Source organism: Actinophytocola oryzae, assembly GCF_004364325.1.
GTDB lineage: Bacteria > Actinomycetota > Actinomycetes > Mycobacteriales > Pseudonocardiaceae > Actinophytocola > Actinophytocola oryzae.
In genome coordinates, this window is sequence record NZ_SOCP01000018.1 from 1 (window position 1) to 14,336 (window position 14,336).

Annotated in this window: 9 protein-coding genes, 1 tRNA gene and 2 pseudogenes; 5 read left to right on the plus strand and 7 right to left on the minus strand. The window is 65.1% G+C overall.

Translation table 11 applies throughout. From position 1 onward, the window contains the following. The 3 genes from CLV71_RS48860 to CLV71_RS35820 all read left to right on the plus strand — a co-directional run. The coding region (locus tag CLV71_RS48860) for a hypothetical protein (RefSeq protein ID WP_208297918.1) at positions 1-337 on the plus strand (337 nt) is incomplete at its 5' end. 164 nt (positions 338-501) lie between these two features. Then, on the plus strand, positions 502-6,540 hold the full coding sequence (locus CLV71_RS35815) for an RHS repeat-associated core domain-containing protein (RefSeq protein WP_166664400.1): 6,039 nt from the start codon (positions 502-504) through the stop codon (positions 6,538-6,540). A 26-nt stretch (positions 6,541-6,566) separates the two neighbouring features. Next, positions 6,567-7,040 (plus strand): hypothetical protein, encoded by a 474-nt coding sequence (locus CLV71_RS35820; RefSeq protein ID WP_133907349.1) that lies wholly within the window; start codon positions 6,567-6,569, stop codon positions 7,038-7,040. Between the two features lie 340 nt (positions 7,041-7,380). On the opposite strand, the pseudogene CLV71_RS48105 reads toward CLV71_RS35820, so the two are convergent. The 5 genes and pseudogenes from CLV71_RS48105 to CLV71_RS35830 form a co-directional block, all read right to left on the minus strand. Continuing rightward, positions 7,381-7,572 (minus strand): annotated as a pseudogene (locus CLV71_RS48105) (transposase); the annotation flags it as partial. Positions 7,573-7,609: 37 nt separating this feature from the next. Beyond that, the gene (locus CLV71_RS50245) at positions 7,610-7,981 is read right to left on the minus strand and encodes an ISAs1 family transposase (RefSeq protein WP_279588781.1); all 372 of its coding nucleotides are present in this window, start codon (positions 7,979-7,981) and stop codon (positions 7,610-7,612) included. A 76-nt stretch (positions 7,982-8,057) separates the two neighbouring features. Next, a pseudogene (locus CLV71_RS50785) lies at positions 8,058-8,333 on the minus strand (transposase); the annotation flags it as partial. Continuing rightward, positions 8,327-8,839 carry a transposase family protein gene (locus CLV71_RS50790; protein ID WP_424923935.1) on the minus strand — a complete coding sequence of 171 codons (513 nt, stop codon included), beginning with the start codon at positions 8,837-8,839 and terminating at the stop codon, positions 8,327-8,329. The pseudogene CLV71_RS50785 and the gene CLV71_RS50790, both read right to left, overlap by 7 nt. Before the next feature lie 161 nt (positions 8,840-9,000). Next, complete coding sequence (locus CLV71_RS35830; RefSeq protein ID WP_133907350.1) at positions 9,001-10,011, minus strand: NB-ARC domain-containing protein; 1,011 nt, start codon at positions 10,009-10,011, stop codon at positions 9,001-9,003. 625 nt (positions 10,012-10,636) lie between these two features. Here CLV71_RS35830 and CLV71_RS35835 point away from each other — a divergent pair. Further along, positions 10,637-12,046, plus strand: coding sequence for a tyrosine-type recombinase/integrase (locus tag CLV71_RS35835; protein ID WP_133907351.1), 1,410 nt, complete (start codon positions 10,637-10,639; stop codon positions 12,044-12,046). Here CLV71_RS35835 and CLV71_RS35840 read toward each other — a convergent pair. Continuing rightward, positions 12,038-12,110: transfer RNA gene (locus CLV71_RS35840), tRNA-Ala, on the minus strand. The two genes, CLV71_RS35835 and CLV71_RS35840, sit on opposite strands and share 9 nt — an antisense overlap. A gap of 111 nt (positions 12,111-12,221) precedes the next feature. On the opposite strand from CLV71_RS35840, the gene CLV71_RS35845 reads away from it, so the two are divergent. After that, entirely contained in the window at positions 12,222-13,517 is a 1,296-nt protein-coding gene (locus tag CLV71_RS35845) for a phenylacetate--CoA ligase family protein (RefSeq protein ID WP_243867034.1), read from the plus strand. Here the strand turns inward: CLV71_RS35845 and CLV71_RS35850 are convergent. After that, positions 13,506-14,336 (minus strand): DsbA family protein, encoded by an 831-nt coding sequence (locus CLV71_RS35850; protein ID WP_133907352.1) that lies wholly within the window; start codon positions 14,334-14,336, stop codon positions 13,506-13,508. The two genes, CLV71_RS35845 and CLV71_RS35850, sit on opposite strands and share 12 nt — an antisense overlap.

A 14,336-nucleotide genomic window follows, 5' to 3' on the forward strand; every position in this document is an offset into this window, starting at 1 on the left:
ACGCGCGGCGACCGAACAACCCCACCGCGGCGCGCACCACCTCGTCCTCGTCGAACGCTCTTCGCCTGCCCATGCCGCGACGTTAGCTTTTGGGGTGGATGAGTTCACTTCCACCGATCCGGCCTGCGAGGGCCAACAGACGTTGGCACCGATCGGCTACATCTACGGCGCTGCGCCGAACGAGTTGCTCACCGCGCCGCTGTACCGGTGCCGGACAGGCAACGAACTGACCACCGAACAGTTCACCTCCGGTAGCGAGATCTGTGAGGGCCGCGTGGTGGACCGGCTACTCGGACACGTGCTCCTCGCGCCGCCGGTTCCCGTCGCGGCGGCATAGGTCAGCGATCCAACTGGGAAGGGATAGCCATGCGGGTATGGCGTAGCAGTGCCCTGTTCTTGTCGGTGTCGCTGATCGCGCCCCTGATACAGGGAGTCGCGCCTCCGGTCGCGGCCGCTGCCGGCGGACCGTCGGGGCAGCTGCCGACTATTCCTTCCGAGCCGGTGACCAAGCAGAACCATGAGAATCCGGGCACTGGGGACGAGACCTCACCGCGTGCGCTCAGTGGTGACCAATCCGGTGGCACGTCGCTTCCTGGCAGTAGCAACTACGCGGCCACGTCGCTGTCGCCGTCGGCCATGTGGCAGGTATCCGGGCAGACCGGCGAGTTCATGTGGTCCTACCCGCTGCCTGTGCCGCCCGCGCCCGGCGGGCTGTCACCGAGTCTGGCGTTGTCGTACTCGTCGGGTGCGGTGGACGGGCTGACCAGCGCGACGAACAACCAGGCATCCTGGATCGGGGACGGCTGGAACCTGTGGCCGGGGTTCATCGAACGCGGGTACCGCAGCTGTGCCGATGATCTGGACGGCACCGGGGAGAAGCCCGCGGACCTGTGCTGGCACTCCGACAACGCCGTGCTTTCCCTCAACGGTGCGGGCGGTCAGCTTGTCCGCGACAGCAATCCGAACAACACCATCGAGGTGTGGAAGGCCAAGGACGACGACGGCTCCCGGATCGAGCGGTTGTCGGCACCGGGCAGCGCGGACGAGTCCTGGAAGATCACCGCCGTCGACGGCACACAGTACTTCTTCGGCTCGACTCCGGCCGCGAAGTCGATGTGGACGGTGCCGGTGTTCGGGGACGACACGAACGAACCGTGCCACAAGGCGACGTTCGCCGAGTCGTGGTGTACCCAGGGATACCGGTGGAACCTCGACAAGGTCATCGACCGGCACGGCAACATGATCCGCTACTTCTACGAGACCGAGATCAACTACTACGGCCGCAACAGGAACACCGCGGTCTCCGAGTACGTGCGGAACGGTTGGCTCGACCACATCGACTACGGCCTACGCGCCGACGACACGAACATCCCGGCATCGGGACAGGTGACGTTCGCGGTCACCGACCGCTGTGTGAAGGAATCCGACTGCACGCTGTCGAGGCCCGCGAACCTCCCCGATGTGCCGCTGGACCTCAAGTGTGACGGAGGGTCCTGTGCGGACAAGTGGGCGCCCTCGTTCTGGACCACCAAGAAGCTGACCACGATCACGACGAAGTCATTGGTCGCAGGCGAGTACAAACCAGTGGACAGCTGGGCGTTGCGCCACGAACTACCCGATCCCGGCGACGGCGAAAACCCCGCACTATGGCTGAAAGGCATCACCCACACCGGGCACACCGCGACGCCGGCGATCACGTTGCCCGAGGTCACCTTCGACGGCGTCCGCAAGGAGAACCGGGTCCACGGCGTCGACGGCTACGCCGCACTCGTCCGGTTCCGGATGAACGCCATCGTGTCCGAGACCGGTGGGGTCACCTCGATAGCCTACGCGGAGCCCGATTGCGCGTTCGGCACGGCGATGCCGGCAGACGCGCACCAGAACACGAAGCGCTGTTTCCCGGTGCGGTGGACACCGAAGATGTCCCCGGAACGCACGGACTACTTCCACAAGTACGTGGTCTCCCAGGTATCCAACCACGACGGCGTGGCAGGAACCCTGGCCGACGAGACGACCTACGAGTACCTCGACGGCGCCGCATGGCACTGGGACACCTCCGAGTTCGTCAAGGAGGACAAGAAGACCTGGAACGAGTTCCGCGGCTTCTCGCGTGTCCGCATCCGCAAGGGCTCCGCCGACGACGGCCCGCGAACCATGACCGAGCAACGGTTCTACCGCGGCATGGACGGTGACCATCAGCCGACCGCCACCCGCACGGCAACCGTGACCGACAGCCAGGGCGTGGCACACACAGACTCGGAATGGCTACACGGCTTCCAGCTCGAGCAGGCCACGTTCGAGAACGAAGCACCGTCCGACCAGCCGGATCCGAAGCGTGTCGTCAAGACGATCAACGAGCCGTTCGCGCACGGCCCCACCGCCGTCCGCGACACGTTCCAGGCCTACATCGTCCGGCCCGCCGCCTCGCAGGTGTACACCGCCGTCGGCGACACGGATGAGCGTGTCACCCGCACCGAGACCGCCTACGACACACGGTGGGGCCTACCGACCTCGGCGAGCGACCTCGGCGACACCGACACCGACGCGGACGACCTCTGCACGACCACCACCTACCGGCCGAACGAGAACGCATGGCTCATTGACTTCCCGTCCCGCGTCGAGACCGTTTCCCTCCGCTGCGGACAAGCACCATCGTTCCCCGATGACGCGGTGAGCGACGTTCTCATCGCCTACGACGGCCAGGACCCCAACGCCCCACCGACTACCGGTAACGCCACCGCGATCCGCACAGCCAAGGAACGCCCCGCCACGGATCCGGTCTACGTGGTGTCGGGGGCATCCACCTACGACGCACGTGGCCGGACCACCGCCACGACCGACCCGCTGGGCAACACCGCCACGACCGCTTACACCCCAGCGGTCGCCGGTCCGGTCACCCAGATAGTCACGACCACCCCGGGACCCACGGCAGGTGTCGCCGGATTCGCGACGACGACCACTCTCGGGGCGCTTCGAGGCCAGCCGACGAAGGTCGCCGACGCCAACACCCGCACCACCGAACTCGCCTACGACGCGTTGGGCCGCTCCGTCGAGGTGTGGCTCCCCAACCGCCCCCGCGCGACGTTCCCCACGGGCAACGGCAGCTACAAGTTCTCGTACCTGATCCGCAACAACGGGCCCAACGCCGTCACCACCGCCAAGTTGACGCCGAACGACAACTACGTCAGCTCCACGGAGCTGTACGACGGCCTGCTCCGACCACGCCAGACACAGACTCCAGCGCCCGGTGGCGGCAGGCTGCTGTCGGATACCCGCTACGACTCGCACGGCCGCGCAGTCATGACCACCCAGCCCTACTACAACAATGCCGCCGTGGACACCGAACTGTGGCTGCCGACCGACAACGTCGTGCCCGGCATGACGGTCGTCGAGTACGACGGCGCCGACCGGCCCACCGTGCAGGCCTACCTCGGCAACGGCGCGGAGAGGTGGCGCACCACCACCGAGTACGGCGGCGACCGCGTCACCACCACCCCACCGGCCGGCGGCACCAGAACCACGGTCATCACCGACGCCCGCGGCCGCACGTCAGAGCTGCGCCAGCACGGCCCGGACGGCGACGACGTCACCATCTACGAGCACACCCCGGTCGGCGAACTGGCCACAGTGATCGACCCCGGCGGCAACGCCTGGACCTACACCTACGACCTGCGGGGCCGCAAGATCGAGGAGATCGACCCGGACCGCGGTCGCTCCACGTTCACCTACGACGACGCCGGCCAACTGCGGTCCACAACGGACGCGAACGGCGCCACGCTGGCCTACGAGTACGACAACCTCGGCCGCAAGACCGTGCTGCACCGCGACTCGGTGACCGGGCTGCGCCTGGCCGACTGGACCTACGACACGGTCAACTTCAGCAAGGGCCAGCCCGCCACCGCGACCCGCTATGTCAACGGCAACGCCTACAAGACCGGCGTGCTCGCCTACACGCCCCTCTATCAGCCGGCCAAGGTCGAGGTCGAGATCCCCGCCGTCGAGGGAACCGAACTCGCCGGCAAGTACTCCTCGACACTCACCTACAAAGCGGACGGCTCGCTCGCCTCGGAGGGCTACGCCACCGCTGGTGCACTCCCCCAAGAGGCGGCTTCCCATTCCTACAACGACGTAGGCCTACCGACACGTACCTGGGGCGGCTACAACGGCGCGACAGTCGAGTACGTGCTGGCCACCGACTACACCCGCTACGGCGAGGTCCAGCAACTGACGCTCGGACAAGGCACCAAGCGTGCGTGGTTGTCCTACTACTACCAGGACGACACTCGCCGCCTCGACCACACCGTCGTGGACGCCGAGGTCTCCAACCCGATGCAGGCCGACTTCCACTACGGCTACGACGACATCGGCAACATCACCTCCATCGCCGACACGTCCGCGAGCGTGACGGGTGACGTGCAGTGTTTTCGCTATGACCACCTCCGCCGTCTGGCCGAAGCCTGGACCCCGCCAAGCGGCTGCTCCACAGGACCCGCGCTCGGCGGCGTGGCACCGTACTGGCAGACCTACGGCTACGACCAGACCGGCAACCGCGTCGAGCGAGTCCAGCACACCACCACCGGTGACACGACCAGCACGTACACCTACCAGGGCCACCAACTCGACACGGTGACCTCGACCACCGGTGGCGTCACGACCCTCGACGAGTACAACCACGACCTCACCGGCAACACCACCAGCCGCGTGCTCGCAGGCGAGGACCAGACCCTGGAGTGGGACCTTGAGGGCCACCTGGCCAAGGTGACTGAGAACGGCCAGGAAACCACCTACATCTATACCGCCGACGGAGAACGCCTCCTCCGCCGCGACCCGCAGGCGGTGACCCTGTATCTCGGGAACCAGGAGATCCGGGTTGACCGGGTGTCCAGGATCAAGACAGGCACCCGGTACTACACCCACGGCGGCCAGACTGTGGCCGTTCGTACCCAACAGGGCCTGAACTGGCTGGCTTCCGATCACAACGGCACCGGTGAGGTGTCGATCAACAGCGCCACCCAGCAGGTCAGCCGCCGCCGGCACCTCCCGTTCGGCGAACCCCGTGGGACCGCGCCGTCGATCTGGCCGGGGGAGCGCGGCTTCGTCGGCGGCACCCTCGACGCCTCGACAGACCTGACCCACCTGGGCGCCCGCGAGTACGACCCCACTCTGGGGCGCTTCATCTCGGTGGATCCGCTCATGGACCTGACCGACCCCCAGCAGATGAACGGCTACACCTACAGCAACAACAATCCAGTCACCTTCAGCGACCCCACCGGCGAGAAATTCTTCGAAGGCGACAACAGCGGCGCCATCGACTCCGGCGCCTGCCGCGACGGCAAATGCGGCAAACCCCCACTGACCCCCGCGCAGTCAGCCGGACAAGCCCAGCAAGACGCCGAGATGCAAATGAACGGACCCGTCTACGGGAAACCGCTCAACAAAAACGCACTCGACGCCCTAAAACAACGTGGCTACAAGGGCTCTCCGCTGTTCAGCTACCGTGACGCACTAGAGTTTGCGCGGCAGAGCCCACAAGCGGCGACGACCGTGTGTGAGGCCTTCGCTGACACACAAGGCACTTCCCGAGCCGGCTGCAACCCGGACCCCTGGAACTGGGAAGGCTTCCTCTCGGGGCTGGAGACACTCGCCGAACTTGCCTACCAACTCACCCCAATCCCAGACGTCATCGACTGCGCCCACAACGACGGCGGCGCCTGTCTGTGGCTTGCCGTCAGCGTCATACCAGGCGGTCGAGTACTCAGAGCAGCCGACAACATGGCCGACGCCGCCAAAGCCACGCGAGCAGGACGGCACGCATGTAGTTTCTCCGGTGACACCGAAGTACTGATGGCCGACGGATCCACAAAACCAATCAAACACGTCCAGGTCGGCGACCAGGTACAGGCCACGGATCCGGAAACCGGCGAGACCGGCGCCCGCACAGTCGCAGCCGTGTGGCATCACCAGGACGCTGTACTCGAACTGATGGTCGAGGACAGTGCTACTGTCACCACGACTGAAGATCACCCCTTCTGGAACGCCACTGACCACGAATGGCAACAAGCCCAACAACTTGACCCCGGCGACCAGCTTTACACCGGCCACTTGCGGTTGCTCCGTGTCGTCGGTCTCGATCCCGCAACTACCCATACGACAACTGCCTATAACCTTACGGTCCCAGGCATTCACGCGTATTATGTCTTGGCTGGTCGTACGCCGGTGTTGGTTCACAACCAAGACGGCGCCTCAGATTTCATTATTTCAGGCGATTACGAAGGTCGAGTTGATCGGTTCACGTTCAGAGGCCAGGCGCACTTCGAGGTACACGTCTATTACAAGGGTGCCGAGGTTGGGATTTATGGTAGCAATGGTTGGATTGGTAAGCATGGGCACTCGGCGGATATGAAGCTAAATGACACCGTAGAGAATCGACTCAAGGGGATAGCGATTGACGAGATGCGCCGAGCTCACACGCTTGGCCCCAACGATAATGTCAAGGGCGACGCTTGGAAGCGTCCACATGTTGGCGACGCAGGATGCTGATGATGAGATACATTAAGATTGAAACTGTGAAGGAACCATGGCCGGGTTTCGCTCTCGATGCGGATGAGTATGTCAGGGTGCTGCCTGAGATTGAGGCTGACCTGCCGGAGGGGGCGCGGAGATTTGCACTCGACACCGAGCATTACAATTTCTTCGGTTCTCGTTGCGTGAAGGATCTAAAGCTTTCGTCGATGACCATCGTAGATGCTGCAGACGAGCTTTCTGTGAAATTATTGTTCGCCCCGAACAGATTCAAGCATGACCAGGGTCTGGCTATCATGTATTCAAATGCTGTTGTCATCAATGTGGACGTTGCAGCTAGCCCAAGGATGGTCAATGTTCAGGCGGACTCGCGTCGTCTCGGCGACCTTCAACTCGATGAGATCCTTCCGCACGAGAAGGGCATGAGTCACGAGCTAAAGTTTACGGGCGGAACCGTTCGAATTATTGCCGCAGACCTGTTTGCGGAATGGAGTGAAGAATCAGTTGAAAATAGCTGAAAGGTACCCGCGAGACACACGATGCCGCCGAGTGTGTGTTGTCTCAAACCGGAGACGTTAGCGAGTGCAGTTCACCACGCGGCTTAAGCGAAGGACAATGAGCACGTGAACGGTAGTCCAGGAGCAGTGCAAGGAAACACGACCTTTCTGATTATCTGGATTTGGATGACGTTCGCGGCCTGATTGAGGACACCGCGAAGACCCGAGGGCGACCGAATGCGCCCGATCCGGTGATCGGGCATAAGCGTGATGGGACGATTCACACTGTAGACTGCGACTACCCTGTTGGCTATCGAGGTGAGACTAAAGGTTGTCCCGTATTGATCTTGGGGGGTGTCTGTCAGGCTGCGATGGTCAGGTTGCGCATCTGGGCCACACCGAGGGTTGCGTGCCAGACACCGTCTCCTTTGCGTCGGCAGTTGCGCAGGATGTTCCAGGACTTCATATGCGCCAACGCGTGCTCGACCCGAGCACGGACCCTCTTGTGCACGATGTTCAACTCCTCCTGCCACTCGGGAAGATCCTGGCCCTTGCCTGGTTTGCGGTCAGGGCTGAGGCAAAGTCGCGTTTCAGCTGGTTGTGATCAGTTTGATGGCTCGTGTGGGGTTGCGTCCTGTGTGGCGTGTGGCTTTGGCGATGTTGGTGTGGCCGGTGAGGCGTAGCAGGCTGATGGCGAGGTTGCGCAGGCTGGCCATCATTCTGGGGCCGCCGCCGGTGCGGGCGCGGGAGGCGTCTTCGCCCATGGTCACGTCGCGGACCCAGTGCAGTTTGTTCTCCACGTGCCAGTGGCCGCGGATGTAGCGGGCCAACTCGGCCGGTTGGGTCTGTGCGGCGGTCAGGGACGTCACCGCGTACACGGTTTCGCGGGTCGCGCGTGTGGTGCTGTTCTTGCGTTTGCGGGTCCGGACGATCTGGACCGCCTGAGCGGCGTGCGGGAAGATTGATCCCGGCCGCGATGGTGACGACCTTGTAGGTGCGGGTCACCGTGCGGCCGTGGCCGGTGTCGGTCTCGCGGTGCCCGGTCGGCACGTCTTTCCAGGGCAGGCCCGCCAACTGATTCCGGAGTGTCTTCTGGTTGCCCTTCACGGTAATCACATAGTGCGCGCCACGACGGTGCAGATATTCGGCGTGCTCGCGTTGCGCGTGCAGGGCATCGGCGGTGACGACCAGACCGCCCAGATCGGTGATGGTGTCGAGAAGTGCGGTGAACATCGGGATCTCGTTGCTCTTCTCGCCGATCTCGACCTGACCCAACACGATCCCGCTGTCGTGGTCCAAGCACGCCATCACCATCTGCGCCCGCTGCTCACCGTCGCGGGAGCCCGCAGCGCCTTCCCGTCGACTGCGACCGCGCGACGTGGAGATCGCCCTTGCCGCCTGCCCGACGTCCCCGCTCGTGCGGCCCTGACACGCCCGGACAACCAAGCACCGATCGCGGTGTCGAACCCGTCACCGGTGAACGCACAGAGCGCCCGCCGGATCGTGGACGCGTTCGGCGCGCCGATCCCCATCCCACACAAAGTGCCATCAACCGCGTCACCGACCGCATCGGCAGCCCATTCAGCGATCGCGGCGAACGACCGCGCACCCGAGACCACCGCACACACCGACACGAACAGGATCGCCGAGAACCGATGCCGCACACCCCGCTTCTTGCGGGGGTCCGGCACCGACTCCAACACCTCCAGCAAGCCACCCCGCGCCTCTGGTGTCACCTCGCCCAGCGGGGCCAGGTGGCGAGACAGGACAGCGATAGGAGACGATGACACAGCAGGCACGGCGCAGGCTCCGAAGATCACGATGGCGTAGGAACCTTCATGATCAACGGTCTCGCCGTGCCTGCTCCCAGCCGCCCCGATCTTCGGTGTGGGGCATCACGAATCAGCAGGTCAAGACGCTGATATACGACTTTGCCTCAGCCCTGAGGAGGTCGTGGATGCGGAACCGGTCGGCGTCCGCGTTAACCAGGTGCGCGTCGGCAAGCTGGGACAAGGCCTTCCGCGCTGCTGACACGTCGACGCCTGCGAGCGCTGCCGCCGTGTCCAGACTGATGTTGGTGACAGGTGACAGACCAAGGAGCCGGAACATGTGGGAGTGCACGGTAGGACCAGGAGAAGATCGCCCTCACGGCGGTCGAGGTGTCGTCATCGGAGAAGTCCAGGGCGTCCAGGCGTGACTGCTCGTCACTGAGTTCTTGGATGTATCGCTCGATCCGTGTCCCTGGGTTCGCCGCGTGCTCGGCCGCGATCCGCAGGGCGAGGGGTAGGCCCGCACAGAGCTCGGCCAGCTGTGCCATGGTGGCCTCCGGTATGCGGTGCTCGGCCACGATGCTGGTCAGGAAGGTGACCGCGTGCTCGGTTGGCAGCGGGTCGAGCGTGAGTCGTCGAGCGCCGTCGCGAGCGACGAGGCCGGGAAGACCTTTTCGGCTGGTCACCAACGTGAGACAGCGGGCGCCGGGGGGAATGAGCGAGCGGACCTGATCGGTGCTCGCGGCGTTGTCCAGGATTGCCAGCACGCGACGCTCGGACGTCATCGAGTGGTAGAGGCCCTTCTGCGCCTCCCGACTCGCGGGAATCACGAGTTGCGGTCCGCCCAGGGCCTGCAAGAAGGCTTCGAGCACGTTCTCCCACCTGGCCGGGTCGCCAGTTGCGTCGTATCCGCGGAGGTCGACGTAGAGCTGACCGTCCGGATACTGCTCCCGCGCGCGGTGCCCCCAATGCACCGCCAACGCCGTCTTCCCGACACCTGGCTGTCCGGTGATGACAGCGGTCCTTGCGGTCTCCTGGTTCCTGCTGGCGAGGTCGTCGAGCTGTTCGAGATGCTCGCTCCGCCCGACGAATGCGGCCTGATCGGGCGGCAGCTGATACGGGGTCGGATAGGCGACCGTGTTGTGGACATGCACGTCCCGCGCCTGAACGATGCTCCCGCTCGATATACCGATGAAGACGTTGCGGTGTTGCTCGCGATCCATGGTTCTTCAGCACCGCCCGTATTTCGTGGTACGAATCGCCTCGAACGTAACGGACGACACCACGGACGGTCCGACTTGACCGCACGGGAATCAGTCGTTTTCGCCCTGTGCACTCCACCATCGAAGACGAGCCGCTGCGCTGACGTCAGCCCTTGGGGCGCGAGATAGCGCTGACTTCCACCGCCGCCAGATGGTGCACAGGGCCGACCTGCCGGCGGCTGCAGGAAGGCCGGCGGAGGTCCGCTCTGTCCACGATCTGTGCGAGCGTGCCCGGGGACCTGCCGGATCGACTGGTCGATCTGGACGCGTACGCGACCGATGTCGCCGAAACGTTCACTGGCCGTGAGACCGGGAGACTCGAGGATGTTCTTTCGCGCTGAACGCAGGCTGCGACCGCCTCGCGACAACACGCGCGGCCTGTTCCTCACCGGCCAAGAGGCTGCCGAACCGCGCACCAGAAGCCGGGCGATCAGGTGCACTCAACTCGGCAGAAGCTGACGTTGGAACTACCGCTTCACGATCACGTTCCGTAGCCGTCCGGTTCGCTTGTTGTTGATCGAGTTGCGGTGTCTCCCCGATAGGCGCATCACGGTGTCGACCTATCAGCTGTTCAGGGAGGCTTGTCATGGCATGGGTGGAAAAGGTTGGGCGGCATTCGTGGCGCGTCCGGTACCGCACCGACAGCGGCTACGGCTCGGTGCCGGGCTTCGACAGCCACGAGACAGCAGTGGAATACCTGCAGGACATGCGCACCAACCAGCGCCGCGGAACCTGGCTGGACCCAGCCGGCGCGAAGACGCGACTCGACAAGTGGGTCCAGCGATGGATCGAAACTATCGACGTGGAAACCAGAACCGAGGAGAACTACCGACGCTGCCTCAGACTCCACATCCTGCCCCGCTGGGGCCACCTCGGCTTGGGTGAGATCACTGCCTCGGCCGTGACCGAATGGCTCAAGCAGCTCCGGCAACGCTACGCGGCGTCCACCGTCGTCACCCTCCGCACCATCCTCTCCATGATCCTCGACGACGCTATCGACGAACGCCTCATCCCCGCCAACCCCGTACGCCGCCGGCGCCGGCGAGGTCGTCGCCGCGACCACGCACCCACCCCACGTGAGCGAGTCTGGGCAATGCCCGACCAAGTACTGCGCATCGCCGAACAAGCCACCCAACTCGGCGGCCCCTCCGCCGGCCTGCTCGTCATCACCACGGCGTGGACCGGATGTAGGTGGGGCGAAATCGCCGGGCTACAACGCGACCACATAGACCTCGACCGCGGCGTGATCACAATCGACCCCGAGACCGGCGCCCTCCACGAGTCGGCACACGAGCTATGGCTCGGACCACCGAAGACACCAGCCTCGGCCCGCACCATCGCTCTCCCACCATTCCTCATCACCCAACTCGGGGAACACCTCGCCCACAGCAGCAGCCCATTCGTATTCACCAGCCCGCAGGGCAAGCTGCTACGGCGCAGCACCTTCGATCGGAGAGTCTTCAGGCCCGCCGTGGACGGCAGCCTGCGCAAAGACACACAGTCAGTAAAGCCTGGGTTGACCTTTCACGGACTCCGGCACAGTCACAAAACCTGGCTCATCGCCGACGGCATCCCCGAGATCGCCCAAGCCCGTCGCCTCGGCCACCACCTCGCCAACCGCTTGGTCGAGGTCTACAGCCATGTCGCACCCGAAATCGAAACCCGACTCCTCCACCAACTAGAACGACGCTGGAAGCAAGCCACAACCAACAAACGATCACATCGCGCGCCTCATCGCCGACGTGACCCCCACACGGCTCCCGCGCAGCGCGCCACCCTCCACAGAGCACGGCTGAACCAGAAAACCCAGTTCAACACCACTATGCAGCGAACATCCAACCCAGATACCCGTGCTCGCAGTGCTCCAGAATTGCTCCAGCTAGATGCGTCCAGCGACCGACGACGACCATGGCTGTCGATCATCGCGGACATGAGAGAAGCCCTCCGGCCAGGCAAAACATCTGACCGAGAGAGCTTCATCAAAAAGTGGAGCTGAGGGGGTTCGAACCCCTGACCCCCACACTGCCAGTGTGGTGCGCTACCAGCTGCGCTACAGCCCCGTGGTGGTACAAGTTACCGGACGTCGCCGGAGGGCTCGCAGGCGGGTCCGTTCTTCCCCCGGGCATGGTTCGCGTGCTACACCGACATCCGTGGTCGTTGATGCCCAAGTGGTGCCTCTGGTCGAGCCGGACGCGGAAGGGGTTGATCCCCAGCGACGTCGTGAGCTGCAGGAACGTCGGCTCCGACAGTTGGTGGACCGGCTGCTCGCCGCGGACGGGCTCCAGGCTTCCCGGCTTCGGGACGCCGGGGTCGACAGTGGCGCGGACGTCACGCTCGACCGGCTCGGGCAGCTACCTACGGTCACCAAGCGGGACCTTTGGGATCATTACCCGGACGGGTTGCGTGCGGTCCCGATTGAAGACATCGTCTGCGTGCACGGGTCGTCGGGGACCGGTGGGCGGCCCACGCTCATTCCCTACACAGCCGCTGACATCGACGTCTGGGCCCAGGTCATGGCTCGGGCGCTCGGTGGGGCCGGTGCCACGCGGCGCAGCCTCGTGCACAACGCCTACGGGTACGGGCTCTTCACCGGCGGCCTCGGCGTCCATCACGGAGCGATGAGGCTCGGCGCGACCGTGTTGCCACTTTCGGGTGGTATGACCGACCGGCAGGTCCGCATGATCGCCGATCTCAAGCCCGACATCCTGACGTGCACACCCTCCTACGCGATCTTCCTCGGCGAGGCGATGACGGAGCCGCCGCCCAGCCTGCGGGCCGGGCTGTTCGGTGCCGAGCCCTGGACCAACGAGATGCGTGCCCAGATCGAGCGTCTTCTCGGCCTGCGTGCGCTCGACATCTACGGGCTCTCCGAGATCATCGGCCCCGGGGTGGCCGCCGAGTCGCTCGACTCGGACGGCATGTTGAACGTCGCCGAAGACCACTTCTTCGTCGAGGCCGTCGACGCCGACGGGCGGGCCGTGTCGGACGGGACGCCGGGGGAGCTGGTGTTCACCACGCTCACCAAGACGGGCATGCCGCTCCTGCGCTACCGCACCGGCGACGTCGCGACGCTCGCCGGGCCGGTGCCGGGGGCGCCGCGCACGTTGCGGCGGATGTCGAAGCTGCTCGGCCGCACCGACGACATGCTGGTCGTGCGGGGTGTGAACGTCTTCCCGACCGAGATCGAGGCGGTGCTGCTCGCGGACGGCCGCGTCAGCCCGCACTACCTGGTCGTCGAGGACCGGCGGGTCGCGGCGCGTGCGGAGCTGATCGTGGCGGTCGAGCCGGTCGCGGACGGCCATGGTCTCGCCGCCGACCTCGACCGGGCGTTGCGGGAGCGGCTCGGCCTCACCTGTGTGGTGCGGGTCCTCGCCCCGGGCAGCGTGCCCAGGGTGGAGGTCGGCAAGGCCAAGCGGCTCGTCCGCTGGTCGGAGGGGCCTGCGCCGCTCGACGGGCTAGCTGGCTGACTTGACCAGGTTGTCCAACCAGTTCGACTCGGACGTGTCGACGACCTGCTGGCCGACCGCGACGGTCGGCGTGCCGAAGCCCTTCTGACCGTTCCCCAGGTCCTGTTGCAGGTAGGGGGTCTTGCTGACCTCTTCGTAGTTCGTCGACACGAGACTGTCGTACTTGCCGCTGGTCACACAGCTCTTGAACGTCACGTCCTTGATGCCGAGGTCGGCGCCGAGCTTGGCGAGCTGCTGGTCGTCCCAGCCGCGGCTGCCCTCCTCGGGTTGGTCGTTGTAGAGGCTCTGGTGGAAGGCCGGGAACTGGCCCGCGTCGGCCGCGCACAGGCCCGCGTTGGCCGAGTCCGTGGAGTACCCCGGCGGGTCCGATCTGTCGTTGAGCAGCGGCAGCATGTGGTACCGGACCTGGACACTGCCCGCAGCGACGTTCTTCTCGATGTCGGCGCCGTAGGTCTTCTCGAACTCGCCGCAGATCGGGCAGAGGAAGTCCTCGTAGACGTCGAGGGTGACCTTGGCGTCGGTCTGGCCGACGACGACCACACCACCGTCGCGGGTGACCGGGAACTCGGCGGTGGCGGCCTGCTGGGAGCTGTCCGGCGCGATCGCCTTGATGTTCTGGCCCTCGGTGGTGTTCTTCTGGTTGTTGTAGATGATCACGCCACCGATGACGGCGGCGAGCAGCACGACCACCACACCGACGCCGACGATGACCTTCCTGCGGTCGTTGTCGCCACGACGTGCCGCCGCCACGGCTTTGCTGCCGCCGCCCCGGCCCTGCGCCTGACGCTTCTTGCGAGCGTTGCGCTGTGCTCCACCCAC

Bases quoted from the DNA above. Each gene is read 5' to 3' on its own strand.
- CLV71_RS35835 (WP_133907351.1), top strand. From the start codon at position 10,637: ATGGCATGGGTGGAAAAGGTTGGGCGGCATTCGTGGCGCGTCCGGTAC.
- CLV71_RS35830 (WP_133907350.1), bottom strand. From the start codon at position 10,011: ATGGATCGCGAGCAACACCGCAACGTCTTCATCGGTATATCGAGCGGG.